At 62.5% G+C, this 24539-nt stretch carries 22 protein-coding genes and 2 tRNA genes; 8 read left to right on the top strand and 16 right to left on the bottom strand.

Translation table 11 applies throughout. From position 1 onward, the window contains the following. Positions 1-36: 36 nt before the first annotated feature. Both argS and ACYG97_RS11265 read right to left on the bottom strand, forming a co-directional pair. The gene (gene argS / locus ACYG97_RS11260) at positions 37-1800 is read right to left on the bottom strand and encodes an arginine--tRNA ligase (protein ID WP_023733696.1); all 1764 of its coding nucleotides are present in this window, start codon (positions 1798-1800) and stop codon (positions 37-39) included. Positions 1801-1862: 62 nt separating this feature from the next. After that, positions 1863-3077: a deoxyguanosinetriphosphate triphosphohydrolase gene (locus ACYG97_RS11265; protein ID WP_023688214.1), complete on the bottom strand. Its 1215-nt coding sequence runs from the start codon at positions 3075-3077 to the stop codon at positions 1863-1865. Positions 3078-3153: 76 nt separating this feature from the next. On the opposite strand from ACYG97_RS11265, the gene erpA reads away from it, so the two are divergent. The 4 genes from erpA to ACYG97_RS11285 all read left to right on the top strand — a co-directional run bounded on the left by erpA (position 3154) and on the right by ACYG97_RS11285 (position 5072). After that, positions 3154-3501 (top strand): iron-sulfur cluster insertion protein ErpA, encoded by a 348-nt coding sequence (gene erpA / locus ACYG97_RS11270; RefSeq protein WP_031199080.1) that lies wholly within the window; start codon positions 3154-3156, stop codon positions 3499-3501. 4 nt (positions 3502-3505) lie between these two features. Next, positions 3506-3898, top strand: a complete 393-nt coding sequence (locus ACYG97_RS11275) for a VOC family protein (RefSeq protein ID WP_023691101.1) — start codon at positions 3506-3508, stop codon at positions 3896-3898. An 8-nt stretch (positions 3899-3906) separates the two neighbouring features. Then, positions 3907-4701 (top strand): exodeoxyribonuclease III, encoded by a 795-nt coding sequence (gene xth, locus ACYG97_RS11280; RefSeq protein ID WP_023667698.1) that lies wholly within the window; start codon positions 3907-3909, stop codon positions 4699-4701. A gap of 116 nt (positions 4702-4817) precedes the next feature. Beyond that, positions 4818-5072, top strand: coding sequence for a hypothetical protein (locus ACYG97_RS11285; protein ID WP_245260192.1), 255 nt, complete (start codon positions 4818-4820; stop codon positions 5070-5072). 200 nt (positions 5073-5272) lie between these two features. Here the strand turns inward: ACYG97_RS11285 and ACYG97_RS11290 are convergent, their stop codons facing one another. The 3 genes from ACYG97_RS11290 to ACYG97_RS11300 form a co-directional block, all read right to left on the bottom strand. Further along, positions 5273-6097 carry a tetratricopeptide repeat protein gene (locus ACYG97_RS11290; protein ID WP_023667701.1) on the bottom strand — a complete coding sequence of 275 codons (825 nt, stop codon included), beginning with the start codon at positions 6095-6097 and terminating at the stop codon, positions 5273-5275. Beyond that, positions 6084-7808 (bottom strand): dihydroxy-acid dehydratase, encoded by a 1725-nt coding sequence (gene ilvD / locus ACYG97_RS11295; protein ID WP_023733697.1) that lies wholly within the window; start codon positions 7806-7808, stop codon positions 6084-6086. Before ilvD ends, ACYG97_RS11290 begins: the two co-directional genes overlap by 14 nt. Before the next feature lie 291 nt (positions 7809-8099). After that, entirely contained in the window at positions 8100-9320 is a 1221-nt protein-coding gene (locus ACYG97_RS11300; protein ID WP_023667703.1) for an OmpP1/FadL family transporter, read from the bottom strand. A 148-nt stretch (positions 9321-9468) separates the two neighbouring features. On the opposite strand from ACYG97_RS11300, the gene ACYG97_RS11305 reads away from it, so the two are divergent. Beyond that, a complete protein-coding gene (locus tag ACYG97_RS11305) occupies positions 9469-9729 on the top strand; it encodes a hypothetical protein (RefSeq protein ID WP_156937187.1) in 261 nt (86 codons plus the stop codon). On the opposite strand, the gene ACYG97_RS11310 is transcribed toward ACYG97_RS11305, so the two are convergent. The 6 genes from ACYG97_RS11310 to ACYG97_RS11335 all read right to left on the bottom strand — a co-directional run bounded on the left by ACYG97_RS11310 (position 9678) and on the right by ACYG97_RS11335 (position 16958). Next, the gene (locus ACYG97_RS11310; RefSeq protein WP_023733698.1) at positions 9678-12461 is read right to left on the bottom strand and encodes a valine--tRNA ligase; all 2784 of its coding nucleotides are present in this window, start codon (positions 12459-12461) and stop codon (positions 9678-9680) included. The two genes, ACYG97_RS11305 and ACYG97_RS11310, sit on opposite strands and share 52 nt — an antisense overlap. Positions 12462-12729: 268 nt before the next feature. Further along, positions 12730-13605 (bottom strand): PopZ family protein, encoded by an 876-nt coding sequence (locus ACYG97_RS11315; protein WP_023710692.1) that lies wholly within the window; start codon positions 13603-13605, stop codon positions 12730-12732. Between the two features lie 330 nt (positions 13606-13935). Then, positions 13936-15321: a TolC family outer membrane protein gene (locus tag ACYG97_RS11320; RefSeq protein WP_023691095.1), complete on the bottom strand. Its 1386-nt coding sequence runs from the start codon at positions 15319-15321 to the stop codon at positions 13936-13938. A 185-nt stretch (positions 15322-15506) separates the two neighbouring features. Next, positions 15507-16181, bottom strand: coding sequence for a protein-L-isoaspartate O-methyltransferase family protein (locus ACYG97_RS11325; protein ID WP_023733699.1), 675 nt, complete (start codon positions 16179-16181; stop codon positions 15507-15509). A gap of 108 nt (positions 16182-16289) precedes the next feature. After that, positions 16290-16363, bottom strand: a tRNA-Cys gene (locus ACYG97_RS11330). Positions 16364-16697: 334 nt separating this feature from the next. Further along, entirely contained in the window at positions 16698-16958 is a 261-nt protein-coding gene (locus ACYG97_RS11335; protein ID WP_027050334.1) for a PGPGW domain-containing protein, read from the bottom strand. 232 nt (positions 16959-17190) lie between these two features. Between ACYG97_RS11335 and ACYG97_RS11340 the strand changes: the two genes are divergently transcribed. The 3 genes from ACYG97_RS11340 (at position 17191) to dhaL (ending at position 19149) form a co-directional block, all read left to right on the top strand. Continuing rightward, positions 17191-17265: transfer RNA gene (locus tag ACYG97_RS11340), tRNA-Asn, on the top strand. A 208-nt stretch (positions 17266-17473) separates the two neighbouring features. Then, positions 17474-18481: a dihydroxyacetone kinase subunit DhaK gene (locus tag ACYG97_RS11345; protein ID WP_023733700.1), complete on the top strand. Its 1008-nt coding sequence runs from the start codon at positions 17474-17476 to the stop codon at positions 18479-18481. 26 nt (positions 18482-18507) lie between these two features. After that, positions 18508-19149 carry a dihydroxyacetone kinase subunit DhaL gene (gene dhaL, locus ACYG97_RS11350; protein WP_023688204.1) on the top strand — a complete coding sequence of 214 codons (642 nt, stop codon included), beginning with the start codon at positions 18508-18510 and terminating at the stop codon, positions 19147-19149. A gap of 15 nt (positions 19150-19164) precedes the next feature. Here the strand turns inward: dhaL and derI are convergent, their stop codons facing one another. From derI to ACYG97_RS11375, 5 genes are all read right to left on the bottom strand, one after another. Next, a complete protein-coding gene (gene derI, locus ACYG97_RS11355; RefSeq protein ID WP_023688203.1) occupies positions 19165-19602 on the bottom strand; it encodes a D-erythrulose-4-phosphate isomerase in 438 nt (145 codons plus the stop codon). Between the two features lie 26 nt (positions 19603-19628). Next, a complete protein-coding gene (locus tag ACYG97_RS11360; RefSeq protein ID WP_023733701.1) occupies positions 19629-20396 on the bottom strand; it encodes a triose-phosphate isomerase in 768 nt (255 codons plus the stop codon). Positions 20397-20461: 65 nt separating this feature from the next. Further along, positions 20462-21400, bottom strand: coding sequence for a sugar phosphate isomerase/epimerase family protein (locus ACYG97_RS11365; protein ID WP_023733702.1), 939 nt, complete (start codon positions 21398-21400; stop codon positions 20462-20464). After that, positions 21400-22917 (bottom strand): glycerol-3-phosphate dehydrogenase, encoded by a 1518-nt coding sequence (locus ACYG97_RS11370; protein WP_023714403.1) that lies wholly within the window; start codon positions 22915-22917, stop codon positions 21400-21402. Before ACYG97_RS11370 ends, ACYG97_RS11365 begins: the two co-directional genes overlap by 1 nt. Then, positions 22914-24473 (bottom strand): FGGY-family carbohydrate kinase, encoded by a 1560-nt coding sequence (locus tag ACYG97_RS11375; protein WP_023730751.1) that lies wholly within the window; start codon positions 24471-24473, stop codon positions 22914-22916. The genes ACYG97_RS11370 and ACYG97_RS11375 overlap by 4 nt, the downstream gene beginning before the upstream one ends. Positions 24474-24539: the final 66 nt, after the last annotated feature.

The raw sequence follows: 24539 nt of genomic DNA on the forward strand, positions 1-24539 counted from the left end.
AATGTGGGCAAATGGTGACAGGTGTTTTAGTTAAACCTAACGCATCTCAGTGGGCGCATCAGCCCCAATCAGCGTCAGGCCGGAGGTCAAAACATCCGAAACAGCCTGCACCAGCCCTAGTCTGGCATGAGTCAATTGTCGGTCGTTAACCTTAACAAAACGTAAGTCGGCATTCTCGGTGCCCCGATTCCAGTGTCCATGGAAGCTGGAAGCCAGATCGTAGAGGTAGAATGCCAGCCGGTGCGGCTCCAGCGCAAGGGCCGCAGATTCGACCAGCCGGGGATATTCAGCCAGCTTCCGGATCAGGCCGATCTCGCCCTCGTCGGTGAGCGACGCCGAGGCCGCGGCCAGGCTGTTGCGGTCGAAATTGGCCTCGCCCAGTTGCTCGCTCGCCTGCCGGAACACCGAATAACAGCGCGCCGAAGCGTACTGCACGTAGAACACGGGATTGTCCTTGGACTGTTCGGTGACCTTGGCGAAATCGAAGTCGAGCGGCGCGTCGCTCTTGCGGTAGAGCATCATGAAGCGGATCGCATCGCGGCCCACCTCCTCCACCGCTTCGCGCAAGGTCACGAAGTCGCCCGACCGCTTCGACATCCGAACCGGTTCGCCATCGCGAAACAGCTTCACCAGATTGCACAGCAGCACCGTGAGTTGCAGCTTCAGATCATCGCCTGCAATCGCCCGCGCCAGCGCTTCCAGCCGCTTGACGTAGCCGCCATGGTCGGCGCCCAGCACATAGATCAGGCCGACGAAACCGCGGTCGACCTTGTCCTTGAGATAGGCGACGTCGGCGGCGAAATAGGTGAACGAGCCGTCGGACTTGACCAGCGCCCTGTCCATGTCGTCGCCGACCGCCGTCGAGCGAAACAGCGTCTGCTCGCGGTCTTCCCAGTCGTCCGGCTTCTCGCCCTTGGGCGGCGGTAGCTTGCCCTTGTAGATATGGCCTTTCAGCGTCAGATCGTTGATCGCCGAGCGGATTTTTTTGGCATTGTCGGCATGCAGCGTGCGCTCGGAGAAGAAAACGTCGTGATGCACATTGAGCAACGCCAGATCCTCGCGGATCATCACCATCATGGCGTCGATCGTGCGGTCCTTGACGATTGCCAGCGACTCATCGTCGGGCATCTGCAAGAGCTTGCGGCCAAATTCGGCAGCCAGCGCCTGACCGACCGGCACAAGGTAATCGCCGGGATAGAGGCCGGCCGGTATCTCGCCAATGTCGTCGCCCAGCGCTTCGCGGTAGCGCAGGAAGGCCGAACGCCCGAGCACGTCGATCTGCGCGCCGGCGTCGTTGATGATGTATTCCTTGGTGACGTCATAGCCGGCGAAGGCCATCAGATTGGCGAGCGTGTCGCCGACAACCGCGCCCCGGCAATGGCCGACATGCATCGGCCCGGTCGGATTGGCCGAGACATATTCGACATTGGTCTTCTTGCCGCCACCAATGGTCGAGCGGCCGTAGTTTTGCCCCTCGCCGAGCACCGCGGTCAGATGTGCCTGCCAGAAAGCGTCCTTGAGCCGGAGATTGACGAAGCCGGGACCGGCGACGTCGGCTTCGGCAACATCGGCGTCGCTGCGCAGCACTTCCACCAGCCGCTCGGCCAGCGCCCGCGGGTTGTGCCCTGTCGGCTTGGCCAGTACCATCGCCGCATTGGTGGCGAGATCGCCATGGCTGGCGTCGCGCGGCGGCTCGACGGCGATGCGCGACAGGTCGGGCGAAACGCCATTACTGTCTTTCAAATCAAGCGCTTCGACGGCTTTTGTGATTCGCGCGCTGAAATCGGCGAAGATGTTCATGGGTCTTGCTCTGGCGGACTGTGCAGGGGAACCGGCTCATTGGCCGGCAAATCGCGCCCGCCCTAGCTTAAATCGGGCGTATGGTCAAACAGACGGCGGTGTTCCTTCAAGGCGTAGGTATCCGTCATCCCCGCGAGGAAATCGGCGACGCTGCGCGCCTTGATGCGGTCCTCCGCCCGGTCGAGCCCCTCCCGCCAGCCGTCCGGCATGGCGCGCGGATCGGCGTAATAGACATCGAACAGGTCGCGCACGATCTGCTCGGCCTGAGTGCGCACGCGCATCACCTCGTCATGCCGGTAGAGATGCTTGTAGAGAAAGGTCTTCAATTCCTTCTCGGTCGCCGCCACGTCAGCGGAAAAGGTCACCATCGTTTCGCCCGCCGCCCGCACCGCTTCGGCGCTGTCAGGCTTGATGCGCTCAAGATTGGCGGTGGTGGAAACAATGACGTCCTCGACCATCATCGTGATCTGCCGGCGCATCAGCTCATGGCCGGTGCGCACATCGTCCAGGCCCGGATAGCGCGCGCGCACGCTTGCCAGGATCGATCCCGGCAGCGCCACCGTTTCCAGCATGTCCAAGGTCAGGAAGCCGGAGCGCAGGCCGTCGTCGATGTCATGGGTGTTGTAGGCGATATCGTCGGCGATCGCAGCACATTGCGCCTCGATGCCGGCGAAATGGTCGAGTTCGAGGTCGTGCAGCTCGGAATAGTCGCGGATCGCCTGCGGCACCGGGCCTTTGAGCCCTTTTCCCTTGGCATCTGTCAGCGGCCCATTGTGCTTGACCAGCCCTTCCAGCGTTTCCCAGGTCAGGTTTAGCCCGTCGAACTCGGCATAGCGCCGCTCCAGCCGCGTCACCACGCGCAGCGACTGCGCATTGTGGTCGAAGCCGCCCCATTGGGCCATCCGCTCGTTCAGCGCGTCCTCGCCGGTATGGCCGAACGGCGTGTGACCGAAATCGTGCACCAAGGCGACCGCCTCGGCCAGATCCTCGTCGCCGCGCAGCGCTCGCGCCAGAGCCCGCGCAATCTGCGCCACCTCGATCGAATGCGTCAGCCGGGTGCGATAGTGGTCGCCTTCATGGGCGACGAACACCTGCGTCTTGTGCTTCAGGCGGCGGAAGGCAGTCGAATGAATGATACGGTCGCGGTCGCGCTGGAATGGCGTGCGAGTCGGGCTCTCGACCTCGTCATAGAGCCGCCCGCGCGACCTGGCTGGGTCGCTGGCATAGGCCGCGCGCGGCCGATAGCCGAACCCAATGTCGCCAAGCTCATTTGTCATGGCTGATGCCGCCGCAGTTGACTTGCCCCTTCCCGCTTCATACCTATCATGTGAAACTGAAAGCAAGGTGACGCCCATGGGCGCTGATGCCAAGACTGCCATGAAAGTCGAGATGACCGAGTCCGCCGCCAGGCGGATCGCGAAAATCGTCTCTGGCGAGGCCGGCAAGACGGCGCTGCGCGTCTCCGTAGAGGGCGGCGGCTGCTCCGGCTTTTCCTACAAGTTCGACCTGGTCAATACGCGCAACGACGACGACGTCGCCATCGAAAAGGACGGCGCCACCGTGCTGATCGACGATTTGTCGCTGGTCTATATGGGCGGCTCGGTGATCGACTTCGTCGACGATCTGATGGGCCAATCGTTCCAGATCCGCAACCCCAATGCAGTCGCCTCCTGCGGCTGCGGCACCAGTTTCTCCATCTAGGCAGATGTCCGGCGTCGGCGCGGTCCGTCAGGTCGCACTGTCGGCCGGGCGCGATCTCGACGTGACGCTGGCCTTCTGGCGCGATGTGCTCGGCCTCAACGTTCACGCCCGCTACGATCCGCCGGGCATCGCCTTCATCATGGCCGGTGATATCAGGTTGCTGTTCACCGATGGCGTTCCGGCCGGCACCGTCTATCTCGATATAGCCGGGCTCGAAGCCTTCCACGCCGAGGCGAAAGCGTCCGGCGTTCCCTTCACCGCACCGCCGGCGCTCGTCCACAACGACACCGAAGGCACGTTCGGAACGGCGGGGGAAAGCGAGTGGATGGCCTTTCTAAAGGACCCGGCAGGCAATACGATCGGGCTTGTCGAACGTCTTTCGCCCGAACATCCCTGAGGCCGCCCATGAAAATCGTTACCTGGAACATAAACGGCATTCGCGCCCGCATCGGCAACCTCACCCACTGGCTGAGCGAAAGCCAGCCCGACATCGTCTGCCTGCAGGAGATCAAGTCGGTCGACGAGCAGTTCCCGCGCGCCGAGATCGAGGCGCTTGGCTACAACGTGGAAACCCATGGCCAGAAGGGCTTTAACGGCGTCGCCCTACTGTCGAAACTTCCGTTCGACGAGGTTATCAGAGGCCTGCCCGGTGATGACGCCGACGAGCAGGCGCGCTTCATCGAGGGCGTGTTCTCGACCGACCAGGGCGCGCTACGCGTCGCCTCGCTCTATCTGCCCAACGGCAATCCCATCGATGACGAGAAGAAATTTCCTTACAAGCTGGCCTGGATGGAGCGGCTGCATCGCTGGGCCGAGCAGCGGCTGCTTCTGGAGGAGGCGCTGGTGCTGGCCGGCGACTACAATGTCATCCCCGAGCCGGTCGATGCGCGCTTCCCCGAGAACTGGCTTGGCGATGCGCTGTTCCAGCCGCAGACCCGGCAGGCCTTCCGGCGACTGAAGAATCTCGGCTTTACCGAGGCGGTGCGCGCCGTCACCGATGCCGCCGACGTCTACACCTTCTGGGATTACCAGGCCGGCGCCTGGCAGAAGAACAACGGCATCCGCATCGACCATCTGCTGTTGTCACCCGAAGCGGCCAACCGCTTTTCCTCGGCCTCGATCGAAAAGCATGTGCGCGCCTGGGAAAAGCCTTCCGACCACGTGCCGGTGGCGATCGATCTGGCGCTGCTGCCGGCTTGATATCAGCCGAAACCCTGATGTCGCCACAATCGCGCCATTCAGTCAGAGATCAGCATGGCGGCTGGGGTTCCATGGCACTACGATTCCTCCTTTGTCCAATCGGCCTGGCATTTGCCATGGCCTCCCCTGCAGCGGCACTTGCCGACCAGCAGTGCCTGGCCAATGGCAAGTCCTACCAGGTCGGCCAGGTCACCTGCCTGACGGTTTCAGACAAGAGCCATATGGCCCGCTGCGACCTGGTGCTCAACAACACCTCATGGACCAAGATCGGCGACAGCTGCCCCGACAGCACGATGAAGCCGCATCTGCACGTCACGCCGATCTCGATGCCGGTACACAGAGCGGCGCCGGCGGAACTCACCGAGAACTGATGGATGTGAGCTAATCTCCCCCCTTGAGGGGGAGATGGCCGGCAAGCCAGAGGGGGGCGCGAAGAAACGCGACCTTTCGGTCAAACAAGCTCACCCTCTCAGTCCAACCCGGGCAAACTTTAGTCAACTGAAATGCCAGCGGGACAGCGCCCCCCTCTGCCCTGCCGGGCATCTCCCCCTCAAGGGGGAGATTGGCAATTTCACTGGTCGCCGCCGCCCTTGGTCAGGATGTCGTCGGCAAGCGAAATGGCAGTGCGACGGTCGGCTTCGCCGGCGGCGGCAAATGCCTCTTCCTGCATGCCGCGGATCCACGGCTGGTCGCTCGGCGAGGCGCGTTCGAGCGCGGCGGTCATCATGGCCAGCCCGCGCACGATCTTGCCGCTCTGGAACAGAAGATTGCCGAGCGTCGCCTGGGCGCCGGCATGGCCTTTTTCGGCGGCGAGCTGGAACCAGCGGCCGGCCTGCTTGACGCTGGCCTTGACGCCGCCCTCGCCCTTCAAAAACATCTGGCCCATCTCGAACTGAGCGTTCGGGTTGCGGTAATTGGCGGCCGCGCGCATGTAATATTCCTGCGCCGCGACCTCGTTTTCCTCGACCGGGCTGCCGGGGATGCCTGTCCGGAGATAGTCGCCCAGCGCCACCAGCGCGTCGGAGACATAGCTTTCCTCCGGCGATCCCGGCTCGACATCCTGATCGACGATCTCGGAGAAGAATTTGAAGGCCGCATAGTCGTCGCGCGTCACGCCGTCGCCTTCGGCGTACATGCGCGCGAGCTTCCAGGTGGCGCCGATCTGGCCGTTCTCGGCGGCGTATTTATAGGCCTCGACCGCCTGTTCCTTATGGCCGCTCTTGTAGGCGGAGAAGCCGAACTGGAACACGGCCCATGGGCTCGATTGCGGCTTCACGCCGGTCTTGTCGTCGAACACCTTGTCGTCGAAGGCCATGGCCTGGCCCACGGCGCCAAAGATCGCAACAGCGACCAGTGCCGGAAGGACAGACGACCTCAACAACTCAGATATCCGCATAGCAATGTGTTTCTTTGGCACCGCCCGGATGGGTGACCGCGCCGTGGCGGGCAGGCCCTACCGTCTGTGCGTATTTCCAGATCGCGCCCGACTGATAGTCGGTCGTGCGCGCCTTCCAGGCCTTCGCCCTCGTTGCCAGTTCAGCCTCGGACAGGTCGACCTCGATCGTGCCTTTGGTTGCGTCGATCGAGATCACGTCGCCATCCTTCAACAGTCCGATCGGGCCGCCAACGGCAGCTTCTGGCCCGACATGGCCGATGCAGAAACCGCGCGTTGCGCCCGAAAAGCGGCCGTCGGTGATGAGGGCTACCTTGCCGCCCATGCCCTGGCCGTAGAGAGCCGCCGTCGTCGACAGCATCTCGCGCATGCCCGGGCCGCCACGCGGACCTTCATAGCGGATGACGAGAACCTCGCCTTCCCGGTAGTTGCGGTGCGTGACCGCCTCGAAACATTCCTCTTCCGAATCGAAACAACGTGCCGGGCCTGAGAATTTCAGCTCCGTCATGCCTGCGACCTTCACGATCGCGCCTTCGGGGGCAAGGTTGCCCTTCAAGCCCACGACACCGCCGGTTTGGGTGATTGGTCGGTTGGCGGGACGGACCACATCCTGGCTATCATTCCAGGCAACATGCTCCATGTTTTCGGCCAAAGTACGGCCAGTCACGGTCATGCAGTCGCCATGGAGATAGCCGTGGTCGAGCAGCGTCTTCATCAACAGCGGAATGCCGCCGGCCTCGAACATGTCCTTGGCGACATATTTGCCGCCCGGCTTGAGGTCGGCGATGTAGGGCGTCTTCTCGAAAATCGCGGCAACGTCGAACAGGTCGAACTTGATGCCTGCCTCATGCGCGATCGCCGGCAGGTGCAAAGCCGCATTGGTCGAGCCGCCGGTGGCCGAAACCACGGTCGCCGCGTTCTCCAGCGCCTTCAGCGTGACGATGTCGCGCGGCCGGATGTTCTTCGCGACAAGCTCCATGATCTTTTCGCCAGAGGCGAAATTGAAGCGGTCGCGCATCTCGTAGGGCGCCGGCGCGCCGCAGGAATAGGGCAGCGCCAAGCCAATCGCCTCGGCGACGGTGGCCATGGTGTTGGCGGTGAACTGGGCACCGCAGGAGCCGGCCGAAGGACAGGCGACCTGTTCGATCTCGAGCAGCTCGGCGTCGCTGATCGTGCCGACCGAATGCTGGCCGACAGCCTCGAACACATCCTGCACGGTGATCTGGCGGCCGCGATAGCTGCCGGGCAGGATCGAGCCGCCATAGATGAAGATCGACGGCACGTTGAGCCGCACCATGGCCATCATCATGCCGGGCAGCGACTTGTCACAGCCGGCAAGGCCGACCAATGCATCGTAGCAATGGCCGCGCATGGTGAGTTCGACCGAATCGGCGATGACATCGCGCGACACCAGCGACGACTTCATGCCCTGGTGACCCATCGCGATGCCGTCGGTGACAGTGATTGTGCAGAATTCGCGCGGCGTGCCGTTGGCTGCGGCGACGCCCTTCTTGACCACTTGCGCCTGGCGCATCAGCGAGATGTTGCAAGGCGCCGCTTCGTTCCAGCAGGAGGCGACGCCGACCAGCGGCTGTGCGATCTCGGCGGCAGACAGGCCCATGGCATAGAGATACGAACGGTGCGGCGCACGCGCCGGACCGACGGTCACATGGCGGCTCGGCAGCTTGGCCTTGGAAATGACTCTGGCGTCCATACTCTTCCTTGCCGCGGGCGGTGCGGCCTGCCCCATCGCCGAGCCTTCTGGCGCGTGTCCCGAGACAAATTCGAGGTGCGCCGGGTTTATGGCGGGAAATGGGCAATTTGGTCTGGCGGAGTTGTAGCGCGGGGGTTGTTCAGAAACTGTTGCCAAAACGTCACAATCGCGAGAGGCGACGCCAGTGCGGCGATCTGCAACGCTGGCGCGCCCGCCAGCGCAGGGCCAACTCTGTCCGAAAAACGTAAAAGGCCGGGCAACGCCCGGCCTTTTACCTGTATTTTCAGAAGCTTAGAACCTAATTTTAACACCGCCCGAAATGGCCGTGATCAGATCGTTGCCAAAGTCGTAGGTTGCGTCTGCACCAACGACTTTGCCGTTCTCGCCAATCATTATGCCGGAGTGACCGCTGGTCAGCACGCCGATTGCACCGCCCAACCGAACCTCGATGTTGGGCTGTGGCGTATAAGCGACGCCGCCACCCAGCGTCCAGGTATCGGACTGCGAACCATAGCCATGCGAGGTGCCGCGATCCCAGGAAATCTGGGCCGCACCGCTCCACTGATCGTTGAACTTGTGGCCGACGCCACCTGAAACGGTCCAGCCGTCGCGATACATCAGGTCAAGCGAGGTGACCTCTCCCGGACCATTGGTGTAGCAAAGTGACGATGGAGCAATCGTCGGGCAGATCGGAACGCTCTGCAGCACACTCCAGTTCACCCACTTGATCGAACCGAAGGCTAGCCATCCTGGAGCGATACCCGACTGCAATTTCAACTCCACGGTATCAGGCATGTACTGCGTTGAGCCGTAGATCGGGATAACGCCTTGGCCGACACTGGTGAGATCGAGTTCACCTGAGAGATTGTCGAGCTTGACTTTCGAATTGTAGACGAGGCTCGCGCGCAACGCGATGTCGGGGATTTCGTAGGCAACGCCGGCGCGCCAGCCCCAGCCGTTAGCCTCCAGATCGACACGACCTGTCAATACCGGGAAAACGCTTACCAAGCTTTCTTTGAAGCCCCCTATGTCCTGGTAAAACAACCCGCCGATAAAACGAAGCTGGCCCTTACCAGCATCAAATTTATATGAGCATGTACCGGCGTAGTTGTTGCTTTTGATATCGGTTTCCGTGTTGGAAAGCGCACCGTTCCATATACCAGGTGCTGTATGCGCACCCCAAGGCTGCGAATAGTCGACCATGCAGTCGACGCCCTGCACAACCTGAACCTTCATTCCTATGTGCGGTATCCAGTAACCCTCGGCTCCGTCGGCCGTCGTGCCAAGACCTAGGTTGGCGCCGTTCGGACCGGCCGCATTCTTGAACTTGCGATCCGGCATGACATAGGTCGCTTCAGCTTCCGTCGCAAACGGCGCTGGGTCGAAAAGCAGGTCGATGTCGTAGCCACCACGCTCCAGACCGCCGGCACGCGCCGGATGCATCGCGGAACCAATCAAAGCCAGCGAAAAACACCCCGCCCCCAGCAGTGTTTTCAAACGCAAATTGTTCATGGATGTCCTCCCCGAAATACAGTGCATCAAGCTAGAACCAATTCGGGTTAACGGTGCAACAATGAATTCACATAGCGTACATGTACACTCTTGCGGACCGCATTTCGAACACAGTGGCGGCTTGGCCGGCAGGTTCGAAAATGACCATTTGGGCGGCAGACTGGGGAACAAATCAGAAAAAACCGCTCAAAACGGCACCAAAACCGGCTATTTTGCCGGCATTCGGCCCCATTGTTACATTATGGCAACAATGGGGTCGAAACTTTCCGTTTACGTCAATATTAACGCAACGGAACGCCTATTTTTCGAGCAAAAGAACCTTCGCGAAGCGCTGCAAGCGTCTCGCGAATCCGGCGCTCAACCGGCGTCGCGCACCCTGGTCAGCGCCACCGAAAGCTTCTCCTGCTGATCACGGTATTCCGCGAGTTTTTCGCGCTCGGCTGCGACGATCTCTTCCGGCGCGCTGGCGACGAATCTCTCGTTGGACAGCTTCTTGTGCAACCGCGCGATCTCCTCGGTCACCTTGGCCAGTTCCTTCTGCAGCCGCGCCGCCTCGGCGGAGAGATCGATCAGGCTGCCGAGCGGCAGGCAGATCGTCGCCTCGTTGAGCACGATCTGGGCCGAGCCCTTGGGTGCGGCGTCCTGCAGCGAGATGTCGCCGGCCCGCGCCAGCCGCTGGATGGCGGAAGAATGGCGTTCCAGCCTCTGGTGGGTCTCGGCCCTGGCGCCGACCACCACCAGCGGCGCGATCGCCGCCGGCGGCACGTTCATTTCCGAGCGCACCGAGCGGATGCCGGAGACCAGATCGACCAGCCAATTGATGTCGGCGGCGGCGTCTGCGTCCTCGAAATCGGGTGATGGCCAGGCGGCGTGGCAAAGCAGCGTACCACGCGTCCTGCCCTCGCCTGCCGTCTGCGCCCACAATTCCTCGGTCATGAACGGCATCATCGGGTGCAGCAGCTTGTAGATCTCGTCGAGCACGAAAGCGACGCAGGCGCGGCTTTCGGCCTTGGCCGCTTCGTCGGAGCCCATGAACACCGGCTTCAAGAGTTCCAGATACCAGTCGCAGAAGAGGTTCCAGACGAAACGGTAGGCAGCGCCCGCCGCTTCGTTGAAGCGGTAAGAGGTGATGCCCTCGGTGATCGCGTGCGACGCCCTGGTCAGCTCGGTCAGGATCCAGCGGTTGACCGGCAGCCTGGCGTCGTTCAGCCAGAAATCATCATTGCGCGCGACCTCGTTCATCTCGGCAAAGCGTGTCGCGTTCCACAGCTTGGTACCGAAATTGCGGTAGCCGGCGATGCGCGCCGGATCGAGCTTCACGTCGCGCCCCTGCGCCGCCATCACCGTCAGCGTGAAGCGCAGTGCATCGGCGCCAAACTCGTCGATGAGGTCGAGCGGATCGATGACGTTGCCTTTCGACTTCGACATCTTCTGCCCGTTCTTGTCGCGCACCAGCGCATGCACATAGACGGTGTGGAACGGCTCCTCGTGCATGAGATGCAGGCCCATCATCATCATCCGGGCGACCCAGAAGAAGATGATGTCGAAACCGGTCACCAGCACGTCGGTCTGGTAATAGGTCTTCAGCTCCGGCGTGTGATCCGGCCAGCCCAGTGTCGAGAACGGCCACAGTGCGGACGAGAACCAGGTGTCGAGCACGTCCTCGTCGCGGCTCAGGATTTCGCCCGGCTTGAAGGTCTCGAGCTTGTCCTCGACCCAGGCCTTCCACGGGCCTTCCAGCGCCAGATAATATTCAATCGCGGCGCCCAGCGCCTCTTCCTCGGTCTTCTCGACGAAGACGCGGCCGTCCGGCCCGTACCAGGCCGGGATCTGATGACCCCACCACAGCTGGCGTGAAATACACCAAGGCTGGATGTTCTCCATCCAGTCGAAATAGGTCTTCTCCCAGTTCTTCGGCACGAAGTTGGTACGGCCTTCACGCACCGATGCGATCGCCGGCTTGGCGAGTTCCGCGGCGTTTGCATACCACTGCTCGGTCAGAAACGGCTCGATCGGCACGCCGCCGCGGTCGCCATGCGGCACGGCGTGGCGATGCGGCTCGATCTTGTCGAGGAAGCCGCCGGTCTCCATCAGCTCGACGATTTTCTTGCGCGCGACGAAACGGTCGAGACCGTCGAGCTCGTCCCAGACGGCCTGACGCTCCGGCGTCACGTCGAGCCCGGCGAGAAAATCCTCATTATCCCTGAGCGTTATTGCCGCCTCGATGGTCAGGATGTTGATCGCCGGCAGCTTGTGGCGCTTGCCGACCTCGAAATCGTTGAAGTCGTGCGCCGGCGTGATCTTGACCGCGCCGGAACCCTTTTCCGGGTCGGAATACTCGTCAGCCACAACCGGGATTTTCCGGCCGACGATCGGCAGCACGACATTTTTCCCGACCAGCTGCCGGTAGCGCTCGTCGTCCGGGTGCACGGCGACCGCCGTATCGCCAAGCATCGTCTCGGGCCGTGTCGTGGCCACGGTAATGAAGGTCGCCGAATTTTCCGGATCGAAAATCTCGCCCTCGATCGGATAGCGGAAGTGCCAGAGATTGCCGTTGATCTCCTGCGGCTCGACCTCCAGGTCGGAGATCGCCGTCAACAGCTTCGGGTCCCAGTTCACAAGGCGCTTGTCCTTGTAGATCAGCCCTTCCTTGTAGAGGCTGACGAATACTTCGAGCACGGCCTTGGACAGGCCTTCATCCATGGTAAAACGTTCACGCGACCAGTCGGCCGAGGCGCCGAGCCGCTTCAGCTGGTTGAAGATGGCGCCGCCGGACTCGGCCTTCCACTCCCAGACCTTCTCGATGAACTCCTCGCGGGTGAGATCGCGGCGATGGATCTGTTTCTCCATCAGCTGGCGCTCGACCACCATCTGCGTGGCGATGCCGGCATGGTCCATGCCCGGCTGCCACAGCACGTTCTTGCCGCGCATGCGCTCGAAGCGCACGAGTATGTCCTGCAGCGTGTTGTTGAGTGCGTGGCCCATATGCAGCGAGCCGGTGACGTTGGGCGGCGGGATGACGATGGTAAAGGCCTCGGCCCCCTCTTCCGCACCTGCGCCGGCGCGAAATGCGTCCGCCTCTTCCCAGATTTTGGCGATCTTGGGTTCGACGGTCTTGGCGTCGTAGGTCTTTTCAAGCATGGGAAAGTGGTCCGCGCGGTCGGGAGTTTTGCTGACCCGGTGTAAATCGGAAGGTTTTGGCCAAGTCAACCGCGAGGGCTGCCTCAGTCCTTCAACGCAAATAGGCGGGGCCCTGGTCATTTCAACGGGAAGGCCATGCCCGCACCTTCATCGTCAGCGATCCCGACGGGAAGCTGATCGCATTCGCGACATCAGCCGGACGCTGGCCTGCAGCGAGAAAGCGCCGCCCGAAGGCGGCGCTTTAATCCGGAACGGGCTGTGGTGATGCCTATTGCGCGCCGCGCGCGACGCGCTCGATTTCTTCGCGTACCAGGCGCTCGACCAGCGTCGGCAGGTTGTTGTCCAGCCAATCCTGCAGCATCGGCCGCAGCATCTCCTCGGCCATCTCGTCGAAGGTCTTCTTGCTGCGGCTGGCGAAGGCGTCGGAGAGCTCGCCGAAGGCGGCTGCGACCTGCCGTCCCGTATGTTCCGAAACGATCGCCGGACGGGCCGGGGTTGTATCGGCCGGGCGCGCGTGCTCGCTGCGCGAAGGACGAGGCTCGAAAGCCGGCTCGGCAGCGAGATCGTCTTCGAAAGCCTCGACCTCCGCGATTGCTGCCTGCCGATTTTCAGTCTCCGGCTGCCTGATCTCGGGCCGCCGTACTGTGTCAGCCGGTTTTGCCTGATTGCCAACGGCCGCGATTTCGCGGCGCCAATCCGTGACGATCGAGTCGGTGGTTTCCGTCTTTGCCCGCACTGCAGCTTCTGCCCCGACGGCGGGGGCAGGTTCACTGGCTATCCTGGCGCTCACTTCCGCCAGGGTCATTGGAGCATGCGCGGGTGGCGCGGCGGTCGTGGCATTTGCCGCAATGGCCGGCTTCACTGGCGACGGCTCGGAGCGCGGCTCCAGCCGCGCAACCACCGGCTCGGCCAGTTGGGCCTGCACCTCGGCCAGCGTCACCGGCTTCTTGCTTTCGGTCGAGCTGTGCAATTCGCTGCGGAAGGCCTCGACATCCGAAACAGGCCCGGCGGCCGGCACAAGGTCCTGCCGCAACTCATCGGCGTCGCCCTTGCGGCCGGTGTCGCTGTCTTCGATGATCCTCCTGATGGAAGCCAGTATTTCTTCCATGGAAGGTTCGCGCTGTGCGCTGCTTGCCGTCGCCATCGTCACATCCGCCGCCCCCGCGCATGATCCCGAAAATCGATCTTCGATTTTCGAAGAGGATCAGGCGCAAAATCAAAGTTCTACAGCCTCCTTTGCGCATCCATCGGACGCGTGGCGCTGTAGTGACCCGTTCCTGGATTCCTGTCCGGCAAAGCCGGATACGAATCATGGCGACAGCGTAGCCGACGGATCGCCATCCGAGAATCCCCAATCTCGGAAGACGCCGGATTTCAACAATTTAGGCTACAAAAGACAAACGCCGCGCATCCTTGGGAAGCGCGGCGCTACGATACTTTCAATCTTGGCGGGATTTGAACCGCTCAGTCGCGATCAACGACCGTCCGGCGTACGCAGCCCGATCCATTTGTCCTTGACGGCTCTGTAGTGCTCTTCAGGCTTGTACTTCACCACATTCAACGCCAGGCGATCGGCCGACAGGCGGCCCATGGCCGACAGGATGGCGTAGCTCGCTACAACCACATCGCGCTCGGAGCTGGCGAGGTCGATCTTTGCCGAGATGACGGCGTTCTGGGCATTCAACACGTCGAGCGTGGTGCGCTGTCCGACATTGCGCTCCTCGATGACGCCGTTGAGCGCCAACTGTGCGGCCGCGATCACCTGCCGATTAGCGTCGACGCTTTCACGCGCTGCGATGTATTGCGTCCATGCCGAGGTCACGGCCTGGCGCACCGAGTCACGGCTGACATCCACCTCGATGCGAGCCTGGCTGAGCGATTCCTTCGACTGACGAACGAGTGCGGAGGTACGGCCGCCCGAATAGATCGGAACGGTCAGCGTCGCGCCGACGGTGGCGGCATTGGAATCGCCGTCCGAATCCCCCGCGCCAGGTACGGTATTTTGATAGACATGGGAAAGGCCGGCACTGGCAGTCAACTGCGGCAGCAACGCACCCTCCTGCGTCTTTACATCAAATCCGGCTGCATCGACGGAATGTAGGGCGGCCAGGATGGCCGGATGCTCGTTCGATGCAATGCCGATCGCCGCCTCGAGACTCCTCGGCAACAGCTTCGCCAACGGCGACGCGGCCTTGAGCTTGCCCGGCTCGTCACCGACGATCTGATGATAGGTTGCCGCACTGGCCAGAGCCTGCGCACGGGCAGCACTCAATTGCGCCACCGCGGCCGAACGCGACGCGTCGGCCTGCGCCACATCGGTGCGCGTGCCCTCGCCGACCTCGAAGCGCGAGCGTGCCGCGCGCGCCTGCTCGGTCAGGAACTGCAGATTCTGTTCGGTCAGCACCGCCACCTGGCGGTCGCGAATCACGTCCATATAGGCGCTCGCCGCGTTGAACAGCGTGTTCTCTTCGGTGTTGCGCAGGCCCTCGACCGAGGCCCTCACCTGTGCAGCGGCCGACGCGACCCTGTTCTTGGTCTGGAAGCCGTCGAACAGCGTCTGATCAATCCGAACGCCGAAGCTGCCGGTGGTCAATGCCAGGCTCGCGTTCCTGCCGTTTAGGTGCCTGGAGGTGTAATCGATATCAGCCGAACCAGTGATCACCGGGCGATAGCCCGACTTGGCGATCGCCACGCCCTCATCGGTGACGCGCACGCCGGCACGGGCCGAATTCAGCGAGGAATTGTTCTGGTAGGCCTTGGAAAGCGCGCCGAGAATGGTTTCCGCCGAGGCGGCTATCGGCGAAAGCGCTGTCGCGGAAATGAGGACAGTAACAAACAAACTCTTGGCTAAGGACGGCACTTTATATCCCTCATTCGTTTTGCACGGGAACCACGCCACGCCAGCCCATCCCTAGGGATCGGCCAGCGCCGCGTCGATGTATCGTTCCCCCGCTGACAGCCTCCCGAAACCCCGGTTAACCAATCAGCAACGATTGTTCAATCGCAAGCCAACATGACAGAGTCTTTGCTGCAAGGCAAAATCACTTAGAACTCGAAGGCATGAATGCGTTCAAATCCGGGTAGTGGCTTAATTGCCGCATTAAATGCCCGTCTTCCGGTTACAACCCCCCCTGCATTGAAAAAGAGCCGGGCTACGCCCGCATTGCCCTGCCCTTCCACAGCCACCAGCCGGCCGCCTTCGGCAAGCTGGTCAAGCAGCGCCGCAGGCACTTTCTCGACGCTGCCGCCGATGAGAATCACATTGTAGGGCGCCTTGGCGGCATGACCTTGCGGCAGTGGGCCGGTGACCACGGTGACGTTATCGCAGCCCTGCGCCGAAAGCGCCGCTTTGGCTGCTTCCGCCAGTGTGGTATCGCTTTCCAGCGCCACGACGGATTTGGCCAGCTTGGACAGCAGCGCCGCGGAATAACCGGTGCCGCAGCCGACATCGAGCACCGAATCGCCGGCGTCGATCTCGGCCAACTGCAAAAGCTTGGCCAGTGGCGACGGCTCCATGAGGTAGCGCGCACCGCTGCCATCGGCGCCGTCGGAGATGCGGATATCCTCGTCGATATAGGCGAGAGCCTGTTGGCCGGCCCCGACAAAGGCCTCGCGCGGCACGGCAAGCATGGCATCGAGCAATGCTGCGTCGGTCACATCGGTGGTGCGGACCTGGCCGTCGACCATCTTGACGCGAAGTTCGGAGAAATCAGCGCTCATGTCCCAACCAATCCGTCAAAGCCAATGCGCTGAAATGCGCTTGTCGCGCCGACACTGCGGCGCATTCGACCGGAACTCAAGCCCCCGGCATGCGGGAGTTGAAGCGATTGGAGGCCTCGCCCGGAATCGAACCGGGGTGCAAGGATTTGCAGTCCTCTGCGTAACCACTCCGCCACGAGGCCTCATCGCTCCCGGCGAGCGAACTCAATATGGTGGCAGCGAAAGGTCGTCAAGCGTCCGCGCGGCATTCCGGCGCGCTTTCCTCATCAGCCGCCGCAACGTGGTTCCCGAGCGGTTTCAGCGCTTGGCGCACCGGCATATTGGCCGCTCCTCAAGCATGGCTGCGCGACCGGCGAAACTCGAACCCGCGGCTTTACGCAGCGGGTGCAAACTGGCTTCCACCGTAAACGCGCGGCTGACACCAGGGCTGCCGTTCTCAAGGAGATATTCGAGGGGAAGGTCTGCGAGGGGCTGGAAGCGAAGCGTCCGCTGAACCGGGACCGCGCGCCATCGCTTTCAATTTGGCCGGCGACGCCGTTCCCACCAGACGACGAACCGGCGCCGCAGGCGGCGCACCGCGGCAAATTCGTAGGAAAGCACCAAAAGGCCGAGCGGAATCATCCAGAAGCCGAGAATCGGCAGGAAACCGAGAAGGCCGAAAAACACCAGCACGATACCGATGGCGATCCTCAGCCCGCGCGAGCGCGGCATGGTGAACTCGCGCCCGAACACCGAGATTTTCCGCGCCGGTGCCTGGTTTTCGTCTGCTGCAGTCATGTCGAAAGTCGATCCGGTTGCCTTCGATAAAGCCATATGCGCTAAAGGCTGCAATCGCCTTTCAGGTTCCGCCGACCAAGGTCCGACGGCGCCCAAGACGGCTCATATGTGGTGTCATCCGGCGATTGCCAGAAACCATTGGGTGAAAATGCGCTAAAAAAATGCGAAATGCTTCTTTGCAAAGCCGAAAAGGGTTTGCTATAGGCTGCGCCACTCACATGAGAGCCTCTATTCCCCGGTAGCTCAGTGGTAGAGCAACCGGCTGTTAACCGGTTGGTCGCTGGTTCGAATCCGGCCCGGGGAGCCACCGCCTTATCTAAGCCGTGGTGCGATCTTGTACACTACAGTGCCATTGTCCGTGCACGTCGGTCCGCTTCGGTTCTGCCAGAACGGCTGGTAAACAGCTACGAAGCCGATCGAAGGCAGTTTGGTGGGCATCGCGCCCCTGCCCCCGCCCGAGGCAGCCTGATACGCCCTGTATCATCTATGAAAATACCCAAATCGGGAGGATGCCGGTGCAAACCAAGAAGATCATCAATGACGGCAATCGCGCCGTCGACGAGATGCTGGAAGGCATCCTGGCAGCGCATCCCCGCCATCTCAAAGCCGTTGACGGAAGCCCGCGCTCGATCATCGGCCGCGATGGACCGCGCCAAGGCAAGGTAGGCCTCGTCATTGGTGGCGGCTCGGGCCACGAGCCGAGTTTTCTCGGCTTCGTCGGCAAGGGGCTGGCCGACGCGGCGGCGATCGGCAATGTCTTCGCCTCTCCGCCGCCCGACCCGATCCTCGAATGCGCCAAGGCGGCGAGCGGCGGCGCCGGTGTGCTGTTCATGTACGGCAACTATGCCGGCGACGTCATGAATTTCGACATGGCGGCCGAGATGGCCGCGATGGACGACATCGAGGTGCGCACGGTGCTGAGCACCGACGACGTCGCTTCCGCGCCCGTTGGCGACAGGCACAAGCGGCGCGGTGTCGCAGGGAACTTCTTCATCTTCAAGGCGGCAGGCGCCGCTTGCGACCGCATGTTGTCTTTCGATGAATGCCAACGCATTGCCGGGAAAGCCAACGACCACACCTTTACCATGGGCGTCGCATTGGCGCCCTGTTCGTTGCCGCAAACCCGCCGGCCGAATTTCGAGATCGGACCCGACGAGATGGAGATCGGCATGGGCATCCATGGCGAACCCGGCATCGCACGCGGAAAACTCAAAACGGCCGACGAGATCACTGACGAAATGCTGGACAGGATTCTCGCCGAGATGGCGCCGGCACGCGGCGAGAAGGTCGCCGTGCTGGTCAATTCGCTGGGTTCGACGCCGCTGATGGAACTCTACATCATGAACCGGCGCGTGAAGCAGAGGCTTGACGATATCGGTGTATCCATTCACGCAAGCTGGGTCGGCAATTACTGCACCTCGCTCGAAATGGCCGGCGCTTCGATTACGCTGCACCACCTCGACGACGAGTTGCAAACGATGCTCGACCACCCTTGCGACTGCGCCATGTTTCGCGCCGGGTAAACTTGGTGAACGGCAAGGAACAAGAGATGACGACAATCGACACCACCCGCCTTGCCGCGATGTTCGCGGCCATCGCCGACGCCATGTCAGCCGACCGGGATCGGTTGTGCGCGCTTGACGGGGTGATCGGCGATGCCGACCACGGCATTGCCATGGAGCTTGGATTTTCCGCGGCACGCGATGCGGTGGCCGCATTGGATACCGGCACCACCGATCCGACCATCTTGCTGAACACGGCGGCGAAGTCGTTCCTCAATGCCGTCGGCGCCTCCTCGGGCCCGCTCTATGCCACGGCATTCATGCGCGGCGCGGCCGCCGTCAAGGGCAAGGCGACGCTCGACGACGCCGACGCGGTCGCTATGTTCCAAGCGATGGCCAGAGGCATTCAGGATCGCGGCAAGGCCGAGCCTGGCGAAAAGACGATGATCGATGCGTGGGCGCCGGCCGCGAGGGCTGCGGGCGAGGCACTGGCCGCCGGCAAGGGGCTGGCCGGCAGCCTCGCGGCTGCAGCCGAGGCGGCAAAGGCCGGCGCGGAGGCGACCAAGGCGATGATCGCCACCAAGGGCCGGGCCTCCCGCCTCGGCGAACGCTCGCTTGGCCATATGGATCCAGGCGCGGCGTCCGCCGTAACCGTCATCGAGGCGATGCGGATCGCCTTGACCGGCTAGGTCGGGAGCGAATCCTCAGCGCTTCGCGTCGAGCCTGTCGACAGCCTGCACATTGGCGGCAGAGGGACCGTTCGGATCGAACTCCGAGGCCAGCCAGGCGTCGGCGATCGATTTGGCCAGTTCGGGGCCGATGACGCGCGCACCCATGGTGATGATCTGGGCATTGTTGGATTTCGCAGCGCGTTCCGCCGAATAGGTGTCGTGGGTTAGCGCGGCACGGATTCCGGGCACCTTGTTGGCCGAGATGCTGACGCCGATGCCGGTGCCGCAAAACAGGATGGCGCGGTCGTAATTGCCGTCGACAATTTCGTGGCCGACCGCAGCGGCAATATCGGCGTAGAATCCGGCCTGGCTGAGATCGACGACCTGCAGTTCTGGCTTGGTGGCGAGATGCTTGGCGATGACATCGAGCAGCGGCTTGCCGGCGCTGTCGGCTCCGAGTGCGATCTTCATGGCAATGAACTCCTTCGTTTTCGTGGTCAGCGCGCGATGGCGGCCGCCGCCTTTTTGAGAATGTCGATATAGCCTTCCGCTTGCCATGCCGAGCGGCCGATGAACAGCCCATCGATATGCGGCTGGCCAATCAGTTCGGCCGCGTTGCCGGGATTGACGCTGCCGCCGTAGAGCACAAGCGGGGCGGTCGGCAACCGGGTTGCTGCGATCTGCTTGATCAGCGCCTGCTGCTTGTCGGCATAGTCGGCGCTGGCCGGAATGCCTTTCTCGCCGATCGCCCACACCGGTTCATAGGCAAAGAGTATCTCTGCCGACAACTCATTGTTTGCGAGACCCTGCAGCGCGCCCAAAACCTGCGCGGTCAGGATTTCGTCGGCGCGGCCGCCCTCGCGCTCGGCCAGCGTCTCGCCGACACAGATCAGCGGCACAAAGCCGTGCCTGACCGCCGCCGCCGTTTTCAGTCCTACGGTCCTGTCCGTCTCACCAAAATGCTCGCGGCGTTCGCTATGGCCTAGTTCGATCAGGTCGAGCCCGCAATCCCTCAGCATCACCGGCGAAATCTCGCCCGTCCAGGCACCGGCATCGGCCCAATGCATGTTCTGGGCGCCAACCTTGACGCGGGTGTTGGCGAGCGCCGCCTTGACCTGCCGCACCGCGGTGAAGGGCGGAATGACGAAAGGCTGTATCGCCGGATCGAAGCCGGGCGCGAAGGCAGCCAATGCCTCGGCGAACTGCAGCGCCTCCGCCAGCGTCTTGTTCATCTTCCAGCTGGTGCCGACCCAATATGGGGTCATTCTTTTCTCCTTCGATCCGAATTCGGATGATGCGTATTTCCCGACTTGTGCGCCGGCGTTTTGCGTCAGGCGCGAGGCTTGAGATCGTTGCGGCCGCTGTCGATGTAAGGCGCCCAGAAATCCACCGACTCGCGGATCATGGCAATAACTTGATGATCGACCGGTTCCCTCTCCCGGAAGGAAAGTTCAAGGCAGATCTCATTGTCGGTTCCGCCACCCGCCCGCACGGCATCGAGCAGCTTCTGCGGGATGATGCGGCCATCCTTGTTGTAGGCGGCGGTGAACGGCCAATGCCCGCCCTTGTTCATCGACGATTGCTTGATGTGGATGATCGGCGATTGCAACGGGAACGCTTTCGCCCAGGCATAGGGATCAGTGTCGTCAGGATTGGGCGAGGTCACGTCGCCATGGTCGATGTCGACCATCATCTGCATCGGGATCGGCAGCTTGGCCGCATCGATGGCGCCCTGCAATTCGACGCAGCTTTCGATCGTGTGGCCAAACTCGCGGCCGACCGACATCGGTTCCCAGAAAAGGTAGGTCAGGCCCGCCGCCTTGGCGTGCTCGGCCACTTCGCGCCAGCATTCGAGCGCGATGTTGAGAAGTGCTGCGCGCCGGGTTGGATCGTCAAAATCCTTGTAGGTGAATATGGCGAACTGCGTGCCCATGCCCGACGCGCCGAGTTCGGCGGAGATGTCGGCGAAGGTCTTGAACCAATCGACATAATAGCGGCGCACATCCGCGTCCGGATGGCCGAAATGATTGAGCCGGCCATAGGGACCGGTCATACCCGAAGTGATCCGCACGCCGGTCCGCGCCAGGGCGCTGTTGAACAGGCGAACGAACTTGGCGATCGTTGCCGCCGGCCAGCCCGGATTGACGAATTCATGCGTCAGCTGCACGTCGCGGATGCCGATGCCATAGGCAATGGCGTCGATCAGATCGTCGGGATCGGCGAAGCGATTGACCAGCGGGTTGGTGTTCAGCGAAAGCGTGAAGGCCATCAGTTCACCGCCGCCATTGTCTTTGTGCACCAGTCTTGGAATGTTTTCCGCTCGGCCGCATTGATATGCAGCCCGTGTTTGGTCCGGCGTTCGAGAACGTCGGCGGCGGTCATCGCCCATTCGGTCTCGAACAGGAAGACAGCTTCGAGCTCATAGAAATCCGGGCCGAAACGACGTCCGAGATCGGCTTCGCCTTTTACGCCTTTCAGCAAGGCGCGCGTGCGCGTGCCGTAGCTGCGGGCATAGTGCTTCACCAGCGACGGGCTAAGCCACGAAAACTCGGCGTGCAGATCGCCCAGGAACTGCTCGAAATCCGCGTTGGGCAGGTCGCCTCCCGGCAGGGGAATTTTGGCTGTCCAGGCCTTCTTCATGGTCGGAAAGAAGGGCTGGATCTTTTCCAGCGCATGTTCGGACAGTTTGCGGAAGGTGGTGATCTTGCCGCCGAACACAGAAAGCAGCGGCGCGCCACCGTTCGGGGCGTCGAGTTCGAAGATGTAGTCGCGCGTCACCGCGCTCGGGTTGTCGGCATTGTCGTCATAGAGCGGACGCACGCCCGAGAAACTGTAAACCACGTCTTTCGCGGTCAGCTGTCGCTTGAAATAGCGATTGACCACCTTGATCAGATAATCGATTTCGCTGGCCTCGGCCGCCACTTCTTCGGGCCGGCCCTCGTAGGGAATGTCCGTCGTGCCGATCAGCGCCAGATCGTTCTCATACGGGTTGACGAAGATCACCCGCTTGTCGTTGTTCTGGATCAGATAGGCCTGCCGCCCCTCCCAGAATTTCGGCACGACGATATGGCTGCCCTTCACCAGGCGAACGTTGCGGGTGGAATTCTGCCCGGCGACGCGGCTGACGATGTCATTCACCCACGGCCCAGCCGCATTGACCAGCCCGCGTGCGCGGACCTTCGTCACCGCACCGGTGCGGCCATCCTGCATGTCGATGGACCACATGCCGCCTTCGCGCCGGGCAGCAATACAGGCGGTGCGGGTGAAGACTTTTGCGCCGCGCTGACTGGCGTCGAGCGCATTGAGCAGCACCAGCCTGGCGTCATCGACCCAGCAGTCGGAATATTCGAAGCCGCGCTTGAATTCGTCCTTGATCGGCTCCCCTTCCGGCGCGGTCCTCAGGTTCAGCGTCCTCGTTCCCGGCAACCGCTTGCGGCCGCCAAGATGGTCGTAGAGAAACAGCCCGAGCCGAACCAGCCATGCCGGCCTGTCTTCGGGGCTGTGCGGCAGCACGAAGCGCATCGGCCAGATGATGTGCGGCGCCGCCTCAAGCAGCACCTCGCGTTCGATCAGCGCTTCGCGCACCAGCCGGAACTCGTAATATTCGAGATAGCGCAGACCGCCATGCACCAGCTTGCCGGAGCGCGAGCTGGTGCCTTGTGCAAGATCGTCCTTCTCGCACAGGATGACCGACAGCCCGCGACCGGCAGCATCACGCGCTATGCCGGCGCCGTTGACGCCGCCGCCGATCACGAAGAGATCGACAATATCTGACGTATCACTCAAGACTTTGCTCCTGTGCGGTGCGCCATGCCCTTCCACACCGGCCGCAGCGCCTGGCGCGCCGCGACGAAGGATGGAAACAGCGCATCGTAGGTTTGGGAAAGCGCCTCGTCATAGGCGTCGCATTCGCCCAGAAGCGGCGTCACCCATTCGGCGCAGCAATCATCCATGGAGCGATAGACGCCGAGCCCGACCGCGGCCATCATCGCCGCACCCGCGGCGCCGGCTTCCTGGCGGCTGCTGGTCCTGACTTGCGCGCGGGTCGCCGCAGCGATGATACGGCGCAGCGACGGGCTGCGCGCGGCGCCGCCAGACAGGCGGATTTCGCCGGGCACGCTGCCCATTGCCTGGTAGCAATCGCGGGCCGCGAAGGCCAATCCTTCGAGAACTGCGCGCGCCAGATCGCCAAAACCGTGCTTGACGGAAAGCCCGATGAAGCCCGCGCGCGCGTCTGGATCGACGAACGGTCCGCGTTCGCCGGCAAGCGAGATGTAGGGCTGATAGACCAGCGACCCCGGTTCCGATCCTTCGACCCAGACATCGAGCGCTTTCAGCAATTCGTCGCGCGAAGGCTTGGCGCCGCTGGCGGTCAGCACGTCGCGCGCCAGGCCGAGCAGCCAGTCGATGTTGAGCGTCGCCGCCATGTTGGATTGCAGTTGCGCATAGGCGCCGGGAACCGGCATGGCGATCGTGTAGCCGGACGCGTTGTCGTTGAGGATGACATCGTCGGCTGTGCGCGCCAGGCGCGTGTGGATGCCGGTCGAGCCGATGACCGTGCAGCCAACATTGCCGCTTGGATCATAGAGGCCGGCGCCGAGCGCGGTGCTGACCATGTCGACATAGCCCAGCACCACCGGCGTGCCCGCAAGCAGGCCGGTCTCGCCTGCTGCCGACGCAGAAAGCGGATGATGGTCGGTCGTGCCTTCGAGCATGGGGGGCAGCAGGCGGCGGTGCGACGTCAGATCGAGAATGTCGAGCACCTCGTCGGAATAGCTGCGCGCGCGGAAATCGCCGAAGGTGAATGTTCCCTCCGAAGGATCGGTGGCGCGCTCGCCGGTCATCTTGAAATAGAGCCAGTCCTTGCAGTGAAAGGCAGTGGCGGCGCGCTCCAGGATTTCCGGGCTGTTTTTCTTCAGCCAGCTGAGCTGAGCGCCCTGCTGGCAGGCGTTGAGCCCGGTGCCGGTGATCTCGAACCGCGTGCGATCCCGGGGATCGCCGCGCATCTCGTCCACCAGATGTCCGGCGCGCGCATCGAGCCAGAGCCACGCGCGCCCGACCGGCATGCCGTCGCCATCGATCAGCCAGGTGCCGTCGCCCTGCCCGGTGACCGCGACGGCCGCGGTTCGCCGCGCGAGGTCTGGAATTTTCGTCGCCAGATCGAGAACGGTCAGCACCATGTCGCGCCAGGTCTGATTAAGGTCCTGTTCGGCGCCGCCGCCTTCCAGCGTGACGAAGCTGTTGGTCACCGATGCCATGGCGAGCTGCCGCCCCGATAGATCGAAAGCGACCGATTTGATCACGGACGTTCCCGCGTCGATCCCGATCAGCAGGTCTTTCATGCCGCAAGTTCCGGATGGTTATGAAGGCAAGTCACAAGGAGCAGTCTTTGTTGTCTCGAAGCCATG

This window comes from Mesorhizobium sp. W067 (assembly GCF_054719525.1).